We start from the raw sequence: 16,613 nt of genomic DNA on the forward strand, positions 1-16,613 counted from the left end.
GCCTTGGCCAGCCGCCACCTGGCCGCGCCGGTGCAGGCCAGCCCCTACGCCGGCGGCTGGCGCGAGATCCCGCCGGCCAGCCGCACCAGCATCGGCCCCAATGGCCGCAACGCCGCGCTGGGCCAGGGCGCGCTGGCCGGCCGCCGCGCCTGGGACGAACACGCTGGCATCCGCCTGACCGTGGGCCCGCTGGACCCGGCCGGCTACCTCGCCTTCCTGCCCGGCGGCGAACGCCACCGCGCGCTGGCCGCGCTGGCGGAGTTCTACTTTGGCCCGGACCTGGACATCCAGCTCAGCCTGCTGTGGCAAGCGCCGGCCGCCGCGCTCAAGCTGCAAGCCCGCGCCGCGCCGCGGCTGAGCTGGGACAGCTGGCTGGGCGGCCCCGGCGGAGCGCGACAGCTGGACACCCGGCTGCAACGGCCGCCCCCGGCCGGCGAGGACCCGACATGAGCGCCGAATTGTCCGAACTGGTGGCCCGCCTCAATCCCAGCTGCCGCAAGGCGCTGGAGCTGGCCGCCCAGCGCTGCCTGCAACAAAGCCACTACTACGTGGAAATCGAACACGTGCTGCTGGAGCTGCTGGAACTGCCCAACGGCGACCTGCCGCTGCTGCTGCCCAAGCTGGGCCTGAGCCCGGACCAGCTGAGCGCGGAGCTGCGCCGCAGCCTGGACCAGTTCAAGCGCGGCGAAACCCGCGCCCCGGCCTTCTCCAGCCACACCGTGGCCTGGCTCAAGGAAGCGCTGCTGCTGGCCACGCTGCGCCAGCAGGCCAGCATCCGCTCCGGCCTGCTGCTGCTCACCCTGCTGGAGCGCGACGAACTGCGCAATCTGCTGCTGATCGGCGCGCCCTGCCTGCTGCGCGCGCCGCGCCAGCCGCTGAGCGAACAACTGGACGCCTGGGCCGCCGCCTCGCGCGAAGCCCCGTCCGCCGCCGCGGCGGAACCGGCCGGCGCGCTGGCGCGCTTCACCCACGACCTGGTGGCCGACGCCCGCGCCGGCCGCATCGACCCCATCGTGGGCCGCGACGGCGAAATCCGCCAATGCCTGGACATCCTGCTGCGCCGCCGCCAGAACAACCCCATCCTGGTGGGCGCGCCCGGCGTGGGCAAAACCGCGGTGGCGGAAGGCCTGGCGCTGCGCATCGCCCACGAGGAAGTGCCGCCGGCGCTGGCCGGCGTCGGCCTGCTGGCGCTGGACCTGGGCCTGCTGCAAGCCGGCGCCGGGCTCAAGGGCGAGTTCGAACAAAGGCTGCAAAGCGTGATGGACGACATCCGCGCCGCCGCCCGGCCCATCATCCTGTTCATCGACGAAGCCCACACCCTAGTGGGCGCCGGCGCGGCCGAGGGCCACAGCGACGCCGCCAACCTGCTCAAGCCGGCGCTGGCGCGCGGCGAACTGCGCACCGTGGCCGCCACCACCTGGCAGGAATACAAGAAATACTTCGAACGCGACCCGGCGCTGGCGCGGCGCTTCCAGCCGGTGCAAGTGGAAGAACCGGACGAAGACAGCGCCGTGGCCATGCTGCGCGGCGTCGCCGCCCGGCTGGAACAGCACCACGGCGTGCGCATCCTGGACGCCGCCATTCACGACGCGGTCAAGCTGTCCCACCGCTACATCTCCGGCCGTCAGCTGCCGGACAAGGCCATCAGCGTGCTGGACACCGCCTGCGCCCGCGTGGCGCTGGCCCAGCACGACCAGCCGCCGCAGCTGGAAAACCTGCGCCACCGCCAGGCCATGCTGGACGAGGAACTGGAGCGGCTGCTGAACGAACAGGCCACCGGCCTGGACCACGCCGCCCGCATCGCCGCGCTGCGCCAAGACAGCGCGCGCCAGCTGCAAGCCATGCGCGAACTGACCGTGCGCTGGCAGGACGAATTGCGCGCGGTGCGCGAAATCCTGCGCACCCGCCAGCAACTGCTGGACTTCCTGGCCAGCGAACCCGAGCTGCCCGCCGGCGAACCGCCGCTGCTGCTGGAAGAAGCCGAAGACGGCACCGCGACCGCCGACGAGGACGAAGCCGCGGACCCGGCGCTGCGGCTGGCGGAACAACTGGCGCGGCTGGAAGCCGGCCTGGACGCACTGCGCCAGGACGACCCGCTGGTGCCGGAGCATGTGGACTCCAAGGCGGTGGCCGCCGTCATCGCCGGCTGGACCGGCATACCCGTGGGCAAGATGCTGGCCGACGAAGCCTACGCCATCCGCACCCTGGCCCAGCGCATGGGCCAGCGCGTGATCGGCCAGCCGGCCGCGCTGGGCAAGATCGCCCAACGCATCCAGGCCTACCGCGCCGGCCTCACCGACCCCGGCAAACCGGTGGGCGTGTTCCTGCTGCTCGGCCCCACCGGCGTCGGCAAGACCGAAACCGCCTACGCGCTGGCCGACGCGCTCTATGGCGGCGAACGCAATCTGATCGTGGTCAACCTGGCGGAATACCAGGAAGCCCATAGCGTCAGCCAGCTCAAGGGCGCGCCGCCCGGCTATGTCGGCTACGGCCAGGGCGGCGTGCTGACCGAGGCGGTACGCCGCAAGCCCTACAGCGTGGTGCTGCTGGACGAAATCGAAAAAGCCCACCCGGACGTGCTGGAAGCCTTCTACAACGTGTTCGACAAAGGCCAGATGGAAGACGGCACCGGCCTGACGGTGGACTTCAACAACACCATCATCCTGGCCACCAGCAATGTGGGGGCGGAAGCCATCCTGGCCGCCGCGCCCGCCGCCATCGGCCACCCCGGCTTCATCGACCAACTGCGGCCGCAGCTCAACGCCGCCTTCCGCCCGGCGCTGCTGGCGCGGATGACGGTGGTGCCCTACCGTGCGCTGGACGACGCGGTACTGGCCGACATCGTGCGCAGCAAGCTGGAAGTGCTGCGCCAGCGCTATCAACGCGCTACCGGCAAGATGTTTGATTTTGATCCGGGGCTCATTCAGGCGGTGCTGAACCGCTGTCGCGGCGCGGGGGCGCGGGATATTGATAATGTGTTATTGGCGGAGGTGGTGGGGAAGTTGGCGGAGTGGGTGGTCGGGTGATTTTATTGAAGATGGACACCCCATCGCAATTCAAATCAAGTACAAGTCATATAACTTAACTCAAAAATAAATTAATTTCTCAAGAAATTGAATCTCCTAAACAATAAAAAAGAAAAAACAGTCACCTCATTTTATTATGCAACAATCCAGGCACATGACTTATATCTCGAAATTCTTCCTTATCTTTACCAGCTGAGAATTCACAAAAGACCCCACATACAGGGAATAGCATAAAAACAACCAACAAGAGGCTAGGAAATGAAAAATGAAAAAATGAAAATATTTATCCCAATAATACCGAATCACCCTTTTTCGCGCATAAAATTTGCCGCCAGCATTGCTTTAGACGAATGCGACAACAAACAAATCAAATGCAAACCCACAAAACCAATAGAAGAAAATAAACTGTCAAAATTACAAAACGATGAAAATGAAAGTGTTTACATAATTGGACACGGGAAAGCCGGGAGTCCCTATTTAAGCATTGAGGGCCATGCTTTCACAGCCGATGCCTTAGTAACACAACTAGAGCAAAACGGCCTTAACAAGGAATATCCAGGAAAAATTAAATTATGGACGTGTGAAAGTGGAACGCCTGGCAATAATGGAACCCCTGCATTCGCAGTTCTTGTATTGAAAAGTTTAAGAGAAAAAGGTTTTATAAAGTGCAAAGTTTATGGCTATGCCTGCAAATTAAGAAACAAAAGATTCTCAAAATCAGAACATGAAAACCCTAAAATAAAAGGCACCATTAACGATGGAAACAAATATGGCGTTATTAATGCAGATACTCATGATGAAATGTTAATTAGAGCAAAAGATGCACGACTTGAGTTCTGCTCAGCCGAGCTTATCCAATAAATGGGCTGTGCGCGGCGATACGCCAGCTGCTGGGCGCCACCACAGACCGCCACAGCGTGACGCTTTGGCTGAGTAAATTGGAACTAATTAAACCACACCCGGCAGAGTATCTAGTCATTGAAAGCAAGCACAGGGAGACCACATGATTACCGTAATGACCCTCAGTGGTGGCTCGGGCACCATGTTTTGCAGTTGCAAGAATGGGGACTGCCAAGACCACAGCCTCATTTCCATTACCACTCAAAACCATGAGGTCTATCAGTTTCAATACTCCGCCGGCCATCAAACAATGTATCTCAGAACCGCCAAGGATAAGATCACCCAGTTTTGGACCAACACCAAAGCCGCTCACATCCGGGTCCGGCATGTGATTTACATCCCCAGCAAGAATGAAGTGGCGCACATACTAAGAAGCAAGCCGCCGGAAATCGGCATCCCGCCAACCAGCGCCATCGGCAAGCCGCCGCCAACCCATCAGAGCATGGGTTCGGTAGTGGAGATGAAGCCGCCCACCATGACCATGCGCCGCGGCGATGATGTCTTAATTGACATTGGCGGCAGCCATGGCGATGAAAAGGCCTTCTCGCATAAGCCGCTATTAAAAAAAACGCCGACGGCGCTGGGCTTGGATCAAGACAGAATGATCCAATTCATGAAAGAAAATAATGGAAAAAACCTAGGCAACTGCGCGGAGGTGGTGGCGGCGGTGCTTGAGGCCGGCATCACCGACGCGCGGGATAGGCCGCTGACCACCGGCTGCACGCTGCCCTTATGCGCTTGCATCTGCTGCTGCCATTCGCCTACCTCGGTGAGCAAACTGGCCTTTAACATTCAGAAAAACACCCTGGCGCAACTCAGCGAACAAGGCCTTCTGAGCACGGACTTGCTGGGCTACGCCCCCAATAAAATCTCCCAAGCCGGGAAAAGTCAACGTGACGAATTCGACTTATTCGATATCGACTTTGACTCGCTGTCTTACTACCAGAAAGATGACAATTGCTGTACCTCCCTGATTAAAATCATCTGGGACACTTTATCCATGTGCACCTTCAGCACCTACTCCAGAGCGCATGGCGGGGGCCAAGACAAGCAGCACTAACACCGCAGCATTAATTTGGAAGCTGTTTACCATCTGCTACGCGGTCAAGATCAAAGCGACTTGGCTTGCCAGCCGCACTGGAAACCGCGTATTCGATGCTCCCCAGGTCCCTTCAAGCCTGCCGTCGGGTGGCAGGCCCGAGGTCTTAAGCGGCTGCTTGTTCGAGCACCGCGACGTTAGCGCGGGGCGAGTTTGTGGGGTGGTGGTTAGTTTGTCACTCCAGGATAGAGGGGCGAATGCTGCTCAAAGCCAATAGCGGCGCGGGGTCTGTCGAATTCTTGCTGCGCGGACGCTGTGCGCAAAAATGAGAAATTCTGGTGTGATTGTGGAAGTTTTTGCGTTGTTATTGTCACTGGAATGATCAGCTTTCGACAATAACTGACCATCGTCCTAGTCGTAGAGCGGATCGTTTGCCGCCTCTTTGTTCTCGGGACGATTTTTCATGTATGGGCAGTGCGGGATTTTGCATAGTCGAGCCTGAGCTGTCTCTTCAAATGCATCATCCAAGGCACGCATCAGGGCAAGCTTAACCTCGTCTAGTTCCAACTTGCGGCTATGCTAACTGCAAAGCCGTCAGCATAGCCACATTTATAAGCGCCGCCAATTCTAGGCGGAGAGCACCTTCAACATTTCCTGCAAATCCTTCTCCGTCGCGCCTTTGGCCAGATAGTCGCACAGTACGGCCAGAATGCCCGCCCGCCGCTCAGGCTTGAGGCGTAGCCCTTTTTTCTGTAGCCACTCTTCTAGGACGGCATCGACAAACTTTATCGTCTCCAAGTCGACGCTACGCCCCCCCGGCATGATCGTGCCAGCAACCTTCTCTTCCTGTGCAGCCTCTATTTGCTCAGTTGGTATTAGCTCCGTCGGTAGAGGGACGGCCACCTCTACTGCAGACAAGTACTGAGCGGGAACTTCATAAACGCGGCGAGTGCCGCCTATCCCTTTCTTCTCCTCAAAGTACCAGCCCTCAGCAGCCGCTCGTGCAATCACAGCTTGCTTGGAAGTCGGCAGGCCAGGAAGACGCATCGCGCCAATCTCGCTGGCAGAAAGTAATTTTTTCACGGAACGCTTTGCGCCTCAAAAGTGTTCCGCTAGGACGATTTGCGCACCCGCACGGAACAGTTAAAATTTACCAATAAAAATCAATGGCTTGCTAGCCAGTCAACCCTAAAGGACACAAGCGACGAGTGTTTTTTAGTGTTCCGCAGCGGAACACTCTTGACGGAACACTTAAGAACACTTAATCTTGGTTAAAAGTGACCTTCGGGATTAACGCCCGAACAAAAAACCGGCGGTAACCGGTTATCAAAAGGAGCCAAGTATGAGTTCGACTCAGCCCCCTGGCTGGCACAAAGAGGACATCAAGGCGGCTATCCGCAAAGCCGGTAGCACGATGAACGCCTTGGCGCGCGATCGCAATCTTCCGCTTTCGACCATCCGCAACGCCTTGATTCGTCCTGTGTTGTCCGGAGAAGTCGCCATTGCCGAATTTCTTGGCATACCCGCCCACGAGCTTTGGCCGGAACGCTGGACGCCGGAAGGACGCCGCATCCGCCCTCGTTACGCCCACAAGTATATCGAGGCGAACAAAAACCGTTCATGACAAAACGGTCAGCGTAAATCGCACCCCTTAATTCTAACGAATTGTTCGCTTTGATAGTGCTTCAAGTGAACTGAAGCGGCAAAGGAGTACAGCATGAGCCGTCGCAAGCGTAATGATCGAGTTGATCCGCACGAGGACCAGCTTCCCCTTAACTTCGATGTGTTCGCCATCGAAACCCCCAGCGGCGTCGTCGCCGTCCAGGGCGAAAACATCCTGGACGCCGCGATCCGTCAAGCACTGGTTGTGGTCCTGGATAGCGCATTCGGCCGCGGGCTGTCACGCGACCGTGTCGCGGATCAAATGAGCGAGAAGCTGTGCCGCAACATCAGCAAGGCCCACCTTGACTTGTGGACGGCCCCCAGCCAAGCGGAGCGCCGGATCCCCGTCGACGCGATGATGGCGCTGATGTCGGTATGCGACGACTACAGCCCGCTGGAGTGGATGGCGCATTACGCCGGGCGCAAGCTGTTGACCGCCGACGAAGCATTGTGTGCCGAGTTTGGAGCCATGGCGGTGTTGGATCGCCACATCAAAGCCAAGCAAAAATCCATTGAGGGACAGATGGATGAAAAGCTGCTTGGCCAGTTGATGAACAGAATAAAGCGGCTGAACAAATGAACTTGGCCCTGAAGTCCCACTACAGCGCCGCAGAGCTGTCGGCCTTACAGGTAGAAGGCTTGCCGACCTCAAAAGGCAAGCTGATTGCCAAAGCAGAGCGGGAATGCTGGTCATTCGTTGAGACCAAAGGCAAAGGCGGCACCCGCCGCGAGTACAGCCCGCCCGCCGATGTGCTTGCAGCGATCCGCGCTAAAGCCGCCGAGAAAGTGGCGGCGCTGTCTGCGCCTGTCCTTCCCATCCGACGTGAAGACCAACTGCCGTTGATCGAGACCGAGGGCCAAGCGCTCAAAGCGGACGCCCGGCGAGGCGTGTTGCAGGCGCTGGAAATGCTGATGCAGCGCTCCGGCTACCCGATGAAGAAAGCCGCCGCGGTGCTGATCGACATGGCCCGCGTGGGTGCCGCCAACGAGCAGTTGGTGGGCATGCTGAAGATGGCCCGCGACGAGCGCGGCCGCAAGAGCGAAGACGGTTTGCCGAGCGTGCGCAGCGTGCAGCGCTTCGTCGAGTACGAACGCGCCGGCATGCTGGCCCCAAAAAAACGCGAGCGCGACATGAGCGTGCCGGCCTGGGCACCGTTCTTTCTCGGTTACTACCAGCGCCCGGAAAAACCCACGTTGGAACACGCTTACCGCGAGTTCATCAAGGACTGGGCCCAGGCCCAGCCGGGAACCGAAATGCCGAGCGTGTGGCAAGTGCGCCGCTTTCTGGCAAAGGTAGGCAACGTCAGCCGCGAGATCGGCCGCATGGGCGAGCGCGAGCTGAAAACCCTGCGCCCCTTCATCCGCCGCGGCTTTGAAAACCTGCTGCCGGGCGACATCTACAGCGCCGACGGCCACACATTTGATGCCGAAGTGCAGCACCCCTTGCATGGTCGCCCGTTCCGCCCGGAGATCACGACCATGGTCGATATCGCCACCCGCAAGGCGGTGGGCTGGTCTGTCGGCCTGGCAGAAAGCGCGCTGGCCGTGCTGGACGCATTGCGCGATGCGGCGATGAAGGCTGGGATCCCGGCGGTGTTCTACGTCGACAACGGGTCCGGCTACAAGAACCAGATGATGCTGGACGTCTCCACCGGCTTCATGGCCCGCCTTGGCATCGAGATGGTGAACAGCCTGCCGTACAACTCCCAGGCGCGCGGCGTGATCGAAAAATTGCACCAGACCATCTGGATCAACGCCGCCAAGAGCCTGCCGGGCTACATCGGCTGGGACATGGACCGCGAGGCCAAGCTGGCCACCTTCAAGCTGTCGCGCAAAGCCATTGCCCAAAACCAGCAGACCGCCGCCATGCCGCTGATGGCCTGGGCACGCTTCGTCGCATTCTGCGATGAAAAGGTGGCCGAGTACAACGACCGCCCGCACCGCAGCCTGCCGAAGATCACCGACCCGGCGACGGGCCGCCGTCGCCACATGTCGCCGAACGAGAAGTGGGCGCTGCATGTCGCCCAGGGGTTCGAAGCCCACCGCGTCACCGACGACGAGGCCCGCCCGCTGTTCCGTCCGCAAATGCTGCGCACGGTGCGCCGCTGCGAGATCGAGCTGCTAGGCAACCGTTACTTCGCCCGCGCCTTGGAAGAGTTTCACGGCGAGCAGCTGCGAGTCGGCTACGACATCCACAACCCGCACATCGTCTGGGTTTACGACGACGAAGGCCGCTTCCTCTGCACCGCCGAGCTGGACGCCAACAAGCGCGACTACATGCCGAAGTCGCTTATCGACCGCGCCCGCGAGAAGCGCGCCACCGGCCGCGAGAAGCGTCTGGAAGCCAAGCTGGTAGAGGTGCGCGAAGAGCTGCACGGCACCCCGGCGCTGGAGCACAGCGACACCGTCACCATCCCCGGCTTCATGAGCATCAACCGCGAGCAACTGGCGCAACGGGCGCGGGAGCTGCAGGCGGTGGACGTGGTGGCCGAACCGGTTGTCAGCAAGCCGACGGCGCAGGAAACCGCTACGCCGGCCGTAGAGACCGCCGCCTGGGGCGTGCCAAGCACACCGGAAGCGCGCTGGGCTGAGTGGAAACGACTGAACGCGATGACAGAGGAGGACATCGACAGCGAGAAGGCAAGGAAATGGCGGCACACCTATCAGGCGACCGCCGAATTCAGAACGTATCAGCGCAAGAGCGCGTGATCTTATGCCGCGCTGCTGCAACAGCGCGGGACCAACTTGGAGATTAAATCATGACTCAACACCAACCGATGGTCAATCGCGTGGCGCACATCGCCAACCTGGACCTGGTCGCCGTCGCTGCCGAGAAACTGCTGTCGCGCGTTGATGGACTGCCCGGCATCGGCGTGATGTACGGCGAAGCCGGCCGCGGTAAAACCATCGCCTGCAGCGCTCTGGCGAACCAGACGCGCGGCTACTACGTGCAGATGCGCAGCGCCTGGAACCGCAAGGCTTTGCTGGAGAAAATCCTGTTCGAGATGGGCATCAAGCCCGCGGGCACGATCCCGAATCTACTCGACCAGGTGTGCGAACAGATCGCCGCCAGCCGCCGCCCGCTGATCATCGATGAATTCGACTTTTGCCTGCGCTCCGACGGCCTGATCGAACTGGTACGGGACATCTACGAGGGCAGCCAGGGCACGCTGTTGCTGGTCGGGGAGGAAACCATCCCGCAGAAACTCAAGCGCTGGGAGCGTTTCCACAGCCGAGTGATGGCATGGATCCCGGCCCTGCCGGTGTCGCTGGTCGACGCCGAGTTGTTGGCCCCGATCTATTGCCCGAGCGTGAGCATTGCCGAGGATCTGCTGGCGCGCCTGGTTGAGGTGGCGCATGGCTCGGTGCGCCGGGTGTGCGTGAACCTGACCCGCGTCCATGAAGAAGCCATGATGCTGGCCGAGTCCGAAATGACGCTGGCTAAGTGGGGCGAGCGCGACCTGTATACCGGCGACGCGCCGAAACGCCGCGGGGGCCTGTGATGACGCGCCCCGCACCGATGATCAGCGCCGGCGGCCGCGGCAGCTTTCAGCGGATCTGGGAGGCGATCCGCGCGCGGCGCGACGACTTCACGCTGCTGCTGATTTACAGCGACACCGAGGCCAGCCGCGGCGGGATCCTTCACTACATCAACGCCCTGGTCAAAGGCGGCTACGTCGAACGCATCAATCAGCGCATCCGCAACAACGATCAGCAGCACTTCCGCCTGATCCGAGACTGCGGCATCGAGTACCCGCGTTTAAACGCCAAGGGGGAACCGATCCAGCGGGATCTGGCCACCGAGGCGATCTGGAGAACCATGCGCATTGTCGGCGGCGAGTTCTCGACGCGCGAACTCGCGGCGCTGGCCAGTACGCCGGAACGCCGCGTCGCCCACACCACCGCCAGCGTGTACATAGGCCAGTTGGTCCAGGCCGGCTATGTGCTGCAGACCCGGAAACGGAGCAAGTCCGGCCCGCCGCGCTATCGCTTCCTGTCGCAGCGCTACACCGGGCCGCGTCCGCCCGTCGTCGGACGCAACGCCTACGTGTACGACCCGAATTTGGACCAAGTGGTGTGGGCTGAGGAGATCAACCATGACGACCTCTGAAACCCGTACTTACTGGCTGGACTTGCTGCGCGCCGAGGCCGAGCGCACAAGCATGCGCTCTGTCGCCGCGCGGCTGGGGTACAGCCCGACCACGATCAGCCTGGTGCTGTCCGGCAAGTACCCCGGCCGGCCCGACAAGATCGCCAAGGCCGTGATCGAACTGCTGGAACAAGCCGTGGCTTGCCCCTACCTCGGGCAGACCATCGCCGCCGACCTCTGCCGCAGCCATGCCACCGGCCCGGCACCGACTCACAACCCGCTCAAGATGGCCCACTGGCGCGCATGCCAGCAGTGCCAAAACCGCCGCAAAGGAGACTGACATGCATGCCGTTCAAACACAGATCTATTCCCCGGCTCAGCGTCAATGCGTCAACGAAGTGATGCTCGCCGCTGCGCTGCGCCTGGCTGGAGCCATTGAAGAACTGACCGCCCGCGGTTTTACCGTGCTGCGCGTCGACTTCACCCCGGCTCGGCCGACCATCACAGTGCTGAAAGACGGCCGCTGCCAAGCGCTGATTGAGTCCGGCGAAGCGGCTTACTACTCGTTCGGGCGGGAAGCGCATTTCGGCCCCTACCGCGCCGCGCAGTTCAAGTGTGAAGGCTGCCGGGTGGTCTGGTCTGAACTTGAGTCATGACACAGATCGAGTTGGACGCGGCCACCAAGCAGCGCCTGGCCGACGAGGTCGAGCGTCTGGTGGCGATGGGGAAGACGAGGAAGGAGGCGCGACAGATTGTTTGGCTGGACTACCAAGACGAGCTGGCGGCCTTCACTACCCCAGCCCCTCCGGAGCCAGTCCAGCCGGAGCCGGCCCCACCGGACACCCCGGTGCCGGAGCCACCGGAGCCGCCACCGCAGCCCGCTGTAACGACGCCAGAGCGTAAGTTCTGGCAAGCAGCAGATGAACCGGCCCTTACCCCGGATTGGTTGAGCCGGAACCGGGTTGAGCTGGCAAAAGTGAAGCGATTACTGAGGAGCAAGACATGAACACGATTCCGCAGGGCTACAAACAAGATGCCAAGGGGCGCCTGATCCCTATCGAGACCATCAAGCCCATTGACCTGGAACGCGACCAGTTGGTGGCCGAGATCATCGAGAAGGCGCAAGTGGTGAGCCAGACGCTGGCCACGTTCAAGGAAACCGTCTTCGCCGACATCGGGGCGTTTATCGAGCTGTCGGCCGAGCGCTACGACGCCAAGCTTGGCGGAGCAAAAGGCAATGTCAGCCTGGTGTCGTTCGATGGTCGCTATATGGTGAAGCGCGCCAACCAGGACACGCTGACATTCGACGAAGGGCTGCAGGCCGCCAAAGCCCTGATAGACGAATGCGTACATACGTGGACCGAGGGGGCGCGCAGCGAACTCCGCGCACTGATCAACGACGCTTTCAACGTCGACAAGGAAGGCAACATCAGCACCGGCCGCATTCTCAGCCTGCGCCGCTTGGACATCCAGGACGAGAAGTGGCAGCGCGCGATGACGGCGCTCAGCGACTCGGTACGGGTGCAGTGCTCGAAGTCGTATATCCGCGTGTATGAGCGCGTCGGCGACACCGACCAGTACCGCCAAATCCCACTTGATATTGCGGGGGTGTGATATGGCCGATCTGATCGTGAAATGCGCCCGTTGCCGTTACCCACATCGTGAGACCGAGCGCATCAGCCGCCCAACGGAACTGGGGGACGTATTGGCCTGCCCTCGTTGCGGTGCCCATTCGTACTACGACATGACACCGCAGGTCGCCTGGTGCTGGGCCTCGGGCCTGATTGAGTGGGGTGACCAGGGACAGGAGCCGGAAGGCGGCATCGTCATCGCCCGCGGCCCGAAGTGCTCGCTCAAGTCCATCCTGAACGTGGTGGCGCGGCATGGCTTCCAGCACGGAGTTCTGTTGGTGCCGGGCGTGCCGGAGGCATCAGACCAGCGTGCGGCGGCCGACGCCCTGGATCAGTGGCTGTCCTGGTGCGCAAGCACCTCTCACGAAGACGTCGTGTTTGTGACGCTTCCTGAGAAAGTCTTTGGAGGTGCCGCGGCATGAAAACCTTCGACCCTGACGTTATTGAATTCACCAACCAGCTCCGCGATTGGCACGAATCCCGCGTCCAGAACCTGCAGTTGATCGTGGAGAACCCAACTGCCGACTTGATGCTCGGCACAAGCGAAATCAAGGCCGATAGCGACCTCGCCAAAGGCATTCGTATTGGCATCCAGTTGGCCCTGGCTCAATTGGGCAAGTTGCCCTTCAGCGTGACCCCTTGCACTGTCGACGTAGTAGATGAGGAGACCGAGTGATGGACAAGCAAACCGCAATTGAAAAGATCAGGAAGTGCTTAGCGCTGGCCAAGAGCGCGAACGAGCACGAAGCCGCCGCCGCGCTGCGCCAAGCGCAGGCGCTGATGCGCAAGTACGGCGTGGAGGATGGAGACATCCTGATGGCGGAGGTGAGTGAAGCCAAGGCAAAGGCGGGAGCCAAAGCCAAGCCGGTGAAGTGGGAAAGCCAACTCTCCAGCGCTGTGGCTTCTGCCTTTGGTTGCCGCAAGATTTTTGTCCAGGAGTGGAAGGCGGGTTACTGGACTTTCATCGGCTGCGGGCCGGCCGCTGAAATCGCCACCTATGCCTTTACGGTGCTGATGCGCCAGTTGCGCAAGGCTCGCAGCGTCTACCAGCAAACCCATTGCAAACGCCTGGTTCCTGCAAGCCGTACTCGCCGCGCTGATCTGTTCTGTGAAGCCTGGGTTGCAGCTGTACGTCGTCAGATTGAAGCCTTTGCCGGCACGCCTGCCAATGAAGAGGCGCTGGAGATCTACATGGCTAAGGAATACGCAGACCTTGGCTCATTGGTGCCGAGAGATCGCCAAGCCGGCAAGAACCTGCGCGGTGGCGATGTGGATGCACGCCGCGCCGGCTGGAATGCCGGACGCGAGGCGCAGCTGAACCATGGTGTCGACAACAAACCCTTGGCCTTGGGCCAGTAAGGCGGTGCCACATGAAATTAAGCAAAGAGCAGAAGCAGGAGCTGATCGACACGCTGAGTCAGCCCTGGGGGCGGGTTAGCCTCCAGTGCGATGGCTATCAAATCTCGTTGGTTGTTAGGCGAAGCAAGGGAATGACCTACCGGGTTGTTACCTACGTAAATGGCAGCTGGGATGGTAAGTGGATGTCCGGCCGGGAAGAACATCCGGAGCAAAAGTTCCTTCGCAAGTCCGTCACTTCTGCCGCCAGCAAGAAGTTTAGGGACGATATGGAGAAAGCGGTAGGCAAGCGGCACTTCAAGAAAATGTGTGCTGCGGATCCGTATTGGACCGCAGCCATAACCGTCTATGACGTCAGCTGGGCCAGCGGCAAGGCCGTCATCAACCATCTCTGCAAGGTCTGCGACTCCATCGAGATCGTTGCAGAACAAGCTGCATAACCGCAATGAGAGACGCCATGGACAAGTTTTGTGATCGCATCGACGAAATCGAGCAGAAGGTCGCGATGGGCGAGATCGACGCCTTCCAGTGCTTCACACAGATGCGCCAGATGGTTGATGCCGCCCGCAGCCAATCGGCGTTGCTCCCCCTCTACCGCGAAGTCGTCGGGCGCATCGCCATTGCTCCAGACGCCCGGACAGCATTGGAGAACATGCGCTGTTGGTGGGACAGAGAAAACATGCTCCGCATTGCGATGGATCTACCAGAACGAGAAGGCCGAGCCTTCATCGGGCGCTAATAGAACCCGGTGTCGAGCCGGCGCTTGCCGGCTCCGCAACGCGTTTTAACGGAGTGACAAATGAACTGCAACCCCGCCCTGGCGAAGATCCACATCGCAAAGAAAGAGCTGGCGATGGACGACGACACCTACCGCGCGATGCTGCAGAGCATTGCCGGCGTGTCGTCGAGCAAAGACCTGACAGTTGCTGGCGTCAACAAGGTGTTGGCCCATCTCAAGCGCTGCGGCTGGAAGCCGAAGACCGCGGCCAAGACCGGAAAGCGGCCCACCGTGGGACGGGATCGCAAGGTGCTGGTGGGCAAGGTCGAAGCGCTGCTGGCGGAAGCCAAGCGCCCCTGGGCCTACGCCGACGCGATGGCCAAGCGGATGTTCACGGTGGACAAGGTGGATTGGCTGGATGCTGAGCAGTTGCAGAAGCTGGTGGCGGCGCTGACTTACGACGCGAAACGACATGGGAGGGACGTGAGATGAAACTGGACGACGTGAAGCACTTGTTGCCGGAAATGGCCCAGCTGATCGCCACCCTGATCGGCCTGCCCAAAGCCGCTCGCTTGGTGGAAGTCTGGGGCGGCACTACATTCCCGGTCAGCAAGAACAAGCGGCGTGAAGGCCAGATCCGCTATGAAGCGCTGGCGGAAGTGGTGGGCGTCGATGCCGCAGATAAGATTACCGCCCACTTTGGTGGTGAAGTGCTTGCGATCCCGCGCTGCGCCGTCGCGATGCGAGAAGTGCGCGACCGGTTGATCCGGGCCGAGTTCGACGAACTGACCCGCGAGCACCCCGCCGTGCATGCCGTCAACCAGCTTGCGCGCAAATACCAGATGACCGAGCGCAATGTATGGATGTTGCTGAAAAAGGTGGACCAGATTAGCGAGACACCGCAGGGCAAGCTGTTTTAACATCCAACATGGATAAAACAGCAGGAGTTAGCAATGCGCAGTGCTTTATCGAGGTTGGCATTGGTGTGCTTGATTGCCGTATCGACAAATGCAGTGGCAGATTCCGAAGTTCAGATGCAACAATCAGCCATGCGGGGCGATTATCAAGCACAGCGCAATTTGGCATACAGTTACGCAACAGGCAGGGCGACAACTGGCTCGCCAAAAAAACCGATAGATGCGTGTGCCTGGTATCGAGTTATTGCCGCTTCCAATAATCCAAAAGTTCAGTCTGGCGATTATTCGAACGAGTGGACTTACTGTAGCAAATTGCGTCCAGATCAAAGCGAGTCCGCATGGATCTTGGCGAAGAAGTTGATGAAGCAGATTGCCAAGAAGTAAAAACTCACTGAAGCCCCTCACAGCGCCCCCAACGGGGCGCTTTCTTATTCTGGCGGTGTTCCAACCAAAATGGATACCGCTGTCATGGCAAGCCGAAAAATCGAGGATCTGCACCCGGACTTGCAGCCTCTGTGTCGCGAGTTTGTACGCCGCTGCGAAGCGGCTGGGGTCACCGCCCTCATTACCACCACTTATCGTTCTGGCGCTGAGCAGGACGAGTTGTATGCCCAGGGCCGGACCAAGCCTGGCCCGCGCGTGACCAATGCCCGCGCCGGCCAATCGGCCCACAACGCGATGATCCAGGGAAAACCGGCCGCGCGTGCGTTCGACGTGGTGCCAACCATTGGCGGTAAGCCGATGTGGGACGCCAAGCACCCGGCCTGGCAGACGATGGGCCGGATCGGCATGGAGCTGGGGCTGAACTGGTACGGCCGTCCCAATGCGCCGTTCCGCGAATTCCCCCACTTCGAACTGGCGAAGGGGTATCAGTAATGAGCCTCGGCGACCTGTTTAAGAACCCCGCAACAAACCGGTTGAGCCACAGCAAATTGTGGGCGAATGTGGCATGCGCGTCGGCGACCGGCATGTTTATTCATCTGGGCGTGATGGGTGCGTTGACGCCAGAGATCTGGCTGATCTACCTCGGTGTCGTGGGCGGCTACTCTGCGGCCCGCAGCTGGATCGCCACCCGTCGCGACAACGCCAAAGGGGGCAAGGATGCTTAAGCTCGCGCTGCGCCTGGTGAGCTGGGGGCGTCGTTTGCTATCCCCGGCCAAGGTCCAAGCCCCCGCCGTTCAGCCGCCGCCCATCCCCAGCGCCGCGCCGGTCTGCCTCAGCTGGCCGATGCCTGGCCGAAAGTCCGGCGTGGCGGCGATCCGCCGCGCGGCCAG

24 protein-coding genes are annotated in these 16,613 nt (G+C 60.8%); 23 read left to right on the forward strand and 1 reads right to left on the reverse strand.

Annotated elements, in window-relative coordinates; genetic code table 11:
• The 4 genes from NK214_RS10910 to NK214_RS10925 all read left to right on the forward strand — a co-directional run.
• On the forward strand, nt 1-450 hold a 450-nt coding region (locus NK214_RS10910), incomplete at its 5' end, for a type VI secretion system baseplate subunit TssG (protein WP_253314460.1).
• Entirely contained in the window at nt 447-3,026 is a 2,580-nt protein-coding gene (gene tssH, locus NK214_RS10915) for a type VI secretion system ATPase TssH (protein WP_253314461.1), read from the forward strand. The genes NK214_RS10910 and tssH, both read left to right, overlap by 4 nt.
• A 258-nt stretch (nt 3,027-3,284) precedes the next feature.
• Nucleotides 3,285-3,887 (forward strand): hypothetical protein, encoded by a 603-nt coding sequence (locus tag NK214_RS10920; RefSeq protein WP_253314462.1) that lies wholly within the window; start codon nt 3,285-3,287, stop codon nt 3,885-3,887.
• Nucleotides 3,888-4,029: 142 nt separating this feature from the next.
• Entirely contained in the window at nt 4,030-4,986 is a 957-nt protein-coding gene (locus NK214_RS10925) for a hypothetical protein (protein WP_253314463.1), read from the forward strand.
• A gap of 606 nt (nt 4,987-5,592) precedes the next feature.
• On the opposite strand, the gene NK214_RS10930 is transcribed toward NK214_RS10925, so the two are convergent.
• Nucleotides 5,593-6,048, reverse strand: coding sequence for a DNA-binding protein (locus NK214_RS10930; protein ID WP_253314464.1), 456 nt, complete (start codon nt 6,046-6,048; stop codon nt 5,593-5,595).
• Between the two features lie 259 nt (nt 6,049-6,307).
• Here NK214_RS10930 and NK214_RS10935 point away from each other — a divergent pair, with 259 nt between their 5' ends.
• The 19 genes from NK214_RS10935 (at nt 6,308) to NK214_RS11025 (ending at nt 16,448) form a co-directional block, all read left to right on the forward strand.
• Nucleotides 6,308-6,589, forward strand: a complete 282-nt coding sequence (locus NK214_RS10935; RefSeq protein WP_081575558.1) for a helix-turn-helix domain-containing protein — start codon at nt 6,308-6,310, stop codon at nt 6,587-6,589.
• A 93-nt stretch (nt 6,590-6,682) separates the two neighbouring features.
• Nucleotides 6,683-7,207: a hypothetical protein gene (locus NK214_RS10940; RefSeq protein WP_253314465.1), complete on the forward strand. Its 525-nt coding sequence runs from the start codon at nt 6,683-6,685 to the stop codon at nt 7,205-7,207.
• Nucleotides 7,204-9,336, forward strand: a complete 2,133-nt coding sequence (locus NK214_RS10945) for a Mu transposase C-terminal domain-containing protein (protein ID WP_253314466.1) — start codon at nt 7,204-7,206, stop codon at nt 9,334-9,336. Before NK214_RS10940 ends, NK214_RS10945 begins: the two co-directional genes overlap by 4 nt.
• Before the next feature lie 50 nt (nt 9,337-9,386).
• Entirely contained in the window at nt 9,387-10,130 is a 744-nt protein-coding gene (locus tag NK214_RS10950) for an AAA family ATPase (protein WP_253314467.1), read from the forward strand.
• A complete protein-coding gene (locus tag NK214_RS10955; protein ID WP_235088069.1) occupies nt 10,130-10,738 on the forward strand; it encodes a hypothetical protein in 609 nt (202 codons plus the stop codon). The genes NK214_RS10950 and NK214_RS10955 overlap by 1 nt, the downstream gene beginning before the upstream one ends.
• Nucleotides 10,725-11,057: an XRE family transcriptional regulator gene (locus tag NK214_RS10960; protein ID WP_235088071.1), complete on the forward strand. Its 333-nt coding sequence runs from the start codon at nt 10,725-10,727 to the stop codon at nt 11,055-11,057. The genes NK214_RS10955 and NK214_RS10960 overlap by 14 nt, the downstream gene beginning before the upstream one ends.
• 1 nt (nt 11,058) lies before the next feature.
• Nucleotides 11,059-11,373: a hypothetical protein gene (locus NK214_RS10965; RefSeq protein ID WP_107732745.1), complete on the forward strand. Its 315-nt coding sequence runs from the start codon at nt 11,059-11,061 to the stop codon at nt 11,371-11,373.
• On the forward strand, nt 11,370-11,723 hold the full coding sequence (locus NK214_RS10970) for a hypothetical protein (RefSeq protein WP_253314468.1): 354 nt from the start codon (nt 11,370-11,372) through the stop codon (nt 11,721-11,723). The genes NK214_RS10965 and NK214_RS10970 overlap by 4 nt, the downstream gene beginning before the upstream one ends.
• Nucleotides 11,720-12,331, forward strand: coding sequence for a DUF3164 family protein (locus NK214_RS10975; RefSeq protein WP_081575566.1), 612 nt, complete (start codon nt 11,720-11,722; stop codon nt 12,329-12,331). The genes NK214_RS10970 and NK214_RS10975 overlap by 4 nt, the downstream gene beginning before the upstream one ends.
• 1 nt (nt 12,332) lies before the next feature.
• Complete coding sequence (locus NK214_RS10980; protein WP_253314469.1) at nt 12,333-12,770, forward strand: hypothetical protein; 438 nt, start codon at nt 12,333-12,335, stop codon at nt 12,768-12,770.
• Nucleotides 12,767-13,024, forward strand: a complete 258-nt coding sequence (locus NK214_RS10985; RefSeq protein WP_253314470.1) for a hypothetical protein — start codon at nt 12,767-12,769, stop codon at nt 13,022-13,024. The genes NK214_RS10980 and NK214_RS10985 overlap by 4 nt, the downstream gene beginning before the upstream one ends.
• A complete protein-coding gene (locus tag NK214_RS10990; RefSeq protein WP_253314471.1) occupies nt 13,024-13,707 on the forward strand; it encodes a DUF2786 domain-containing protein in 684 nt (227 codons plus the stop codon). The genes NK214_RS10985 and NK214_RS10990 overlap by 1 nt, the downstream gene beginning before the upstream one ends.
• 11 nt (nt 13,708-13,718) lie before the next feature.
• A complete protein-coding gene (locus NK214_RS10995; protein WP_253314472.1) occupies nt 13,719-14,144 on the forward strand; it encodes a hypothetical protein in 426 nt (141 codons plus the stop codon).
• A 17-nt stretch (nt 14,145-14,161) separates the two neighbouring features.
• Nucleotides 14,162-14,443 (forward strand): hypothetical protein, encoded by a 282-nt coding sequence (locus NK214_RS11000; RefSeq protein ID WP_253314473.1) that lies wholly within the window; start codon nt 14,162-14,164, stop codon nt 14,441-14,443.
• A 60-nt stretch (nt 14,444-14,503) separates the two neighbouring features.
• Nucleotides 14,504-14,914, forward strand: coding sequence for a gp16 family protein (locus NK214_RS11005; protein ID WP_253314474.1), 411 nt, complete (start codon nt 14,504-14,506; stop codon nt 14,912-14,914).
• Nucleotides 14,911-15,342, forward strand: a complete 432-nt coding sequence (locus NK214_RS11010) for a Mor transcription activator family protein (RefSeq protein ID WP_253314475.1) — start codon at nt 14,911-14,913, stop codon at nt 15,340-15,342. The genes NK214_RS11005 and NK214_RS11010 overlap by 4 nt, the downstream gene beginning before the upstream one ends.
• 33 nt (nt 15,343-15,375) lie before the next feature.
• Nucleotides 15,376-15,723: a hypothetical protein gene (locus NK214_RS11015; protein ID WP_141113222.1), complete on the forward strand. Its 348-nt coding sequence runs from the start codon at nt 15,376-15,378 to the stop codon at nt 15,721-15,723.
• Nucleotides 15,724-15,807: 84 nt separating this feature from the next.
• Nucleotides 15,808-16,215: a M15 family metallopeptidase gene (locus NK214_RS11020; RefSeq protein ID WP_253314476.1), complete on the forward strand. Its 408-nt coding sequence runs from the start codon at nt 15,808-15,810 to the stop codon at nt 16,213-16,215.
• Nucleotides 16,215-16,448, forward strand: a complete 234-nt coding sequence (locus tag NK214_RS11025; protein ID WP_253314477.1) for a hypothetical protein — start codon at nt 16,215-16,217, stop codon at nt 16,446-16,448. The genes NK214_RS11020 and NK214_RS11025 overlap by 1 nt, the downstream gene beginning before the upstream one ends.
• Nucleotides 16,449-16,613 lie beyond the last annotated feature (165 nt).

This window comes from Chromobacterium sp. S0633, from assembly GCF_024158805.1.
In the GTDB taxonomy this organism is placed as follows: domain Bacteria; phylum Pseudomonadota; class Gammaproteobacteria; order Burkholderiales; family Chromobacteriaceae; genus Chromobacterium.

Excerpts from the sequence above, each read along its gene's own strand:
- tssH (WP_253314461.1), top strand. The coding sequence starts at position 447 with ATGAGCGCCGAATTGTCCGAACTGGTGGCCCGCCTCAATCCCAGCTGC.
- NK214_RS10920 (WP_253314462.1), top strand. The coding sequence starts at position 3,285 with ATGAAAAATGAAAAAATGAAAATATTTATCCCAATAATACCGAATCAC.
- NK214_RS10925 (WP_253314463.1), top strand. The coding sequence starts at position 4,030 with ATGATTACCGTAATGACCCTCAGTGGTGGCTCGGGCACCATGTTTTGC.
- NK214_RS10935 (WP_081575558.1), top strand. The coding sequence starts at position 6,308 with ATGAGTTCGACTCAGCCCCCTGGCTGGCACAAAGAGGACATCAAGGCG.
- NK214_RS10940 (WP_253314465.1), top strand. The coding sequence starts at position 6,683 with ATGAGCCGTCGCAAGCGTAATGATCGAGTTGATCCGCACGAGGACCAG.
- NK214_RS10945 (WP_253314466.1), top strand. The coding sequence starts at position 7,204 with ATGAACTTGGCCCTGAAGTCCCACTACAGCGCCGCAGAGCTGTCGGCC.
- NK214_RS10950 (WP_253314467.1), top strand. The coding sequence starts at position 9,387 with ATGACTCAACACCAACCGATGGTCAATCGCGTGGCGCACATCGCCAAC.
- NK214_RS10955 (WP_235088069.1), top strand. The coding sequence starts at position 10,130 with ATGACGCGCCCCGCACCGATGATCAGCGCCGGCGGCCGCGGCAGCTTT.
- NK214_RS10960 (WP_235088071.1), top strand. The coding sequence starts at position 10,725 with ATGACGACCTCTGAAACCCGTACTTACTGGCTGGACTTGCTGCGCGCC.
- NK214_RS10965 (WP_107732745.1), top strand. The coding sequence starts at position 11,059 with ATGCATGCCGTTCAAACACAGATCTATTCCCCGGCTCAGCGTCAATGC.
- NK214_RS10970 (WP_253314468.1), top strand. The coding sequence starts at position 11,370 with ATGACACAGATCGAGTTGGACGCGGCCACCAAGCAGCGCCTGGCCGAC.
- NK214_RS10975 (WP_081575566.1), top strand. The coding sequence starts at position 11,720 with ATGAACACGATTCCGCAGGGCTACAAACAAGATGCCAAGGGGCGCCTG.
- NK214_RS10980 (WP_253314469.1), top strand. The coding sequence starts at position 12,333 with ATGGCCGATCTGATCGTGAAATGCGCCCGTTGCCGTTACCCACATCGT.
- NK214_RS10985 (WP_253314470.1), top strand. The coding sequence starts at position 12,767 with ATGAAAACCTTCGACCCTGACGTTATTGAATTCACCAACCAGCTCCGC.
- NK214_RS10990 (WP_253314471.1), top strand. The coding sequence starts at position 13,024 with ATGGACAAGCAAACCGCAATTGAAAAGATCAGGAAGTGCTTAGCGCTG.
- NK214_RS10995 (WP_253314472.1), top strand. The coding sequence starts at position 13,719 with ATGAAATTAAGCAAAGAGCAGAAGCAGGAGCTGATCGACACGCTGAGT.
- NK214_RS11000 (WP_253314473.1), top strand. The coding sequence starts at position 14,162 with ATGGACAAGTTTTGTGATCGCATCGACGAAATCGAGCAGAAGGTCGCG.
- NK214_RS11005 (WP_253314474.1), top strand. The coding sequence starts at position 14,504 with ATGAACTGCAACCCCGCCCTGGCGAAGATCCACATCGCAAAGAAAGAG.
- NK214_RS11010 (WP_253314475.1), top strand. The coding sequence starts at position 14,911 with ATGAAACTGGACGACGTGAAGCACTTGTTGCCGGAAATGGCCCAGCTG.
- NK214_RS11015 (WP_141113222.1), top strand. The coding sequence starts at position 15,376 with ATGCGCAGTGCTTTATCGAGGTTGGCATTGGTGTGCTTGATTGCCGTA.
- NK214_RS11020 (WP_253314476.1), top strand. The coding sequence starts at position 15,808 with ATGGCAAGCCGAAAAATCGAGGATCTGCACCCGGACTTGCAGCCTCTG.
- NK214_RS11025 (WP_253314477.1), top strand. The coding sequence starts at position 16,215 with ATGAGCCTCGGCGACCTGTTTAAGAACCCCGCAACAAACCGGTTGAGC.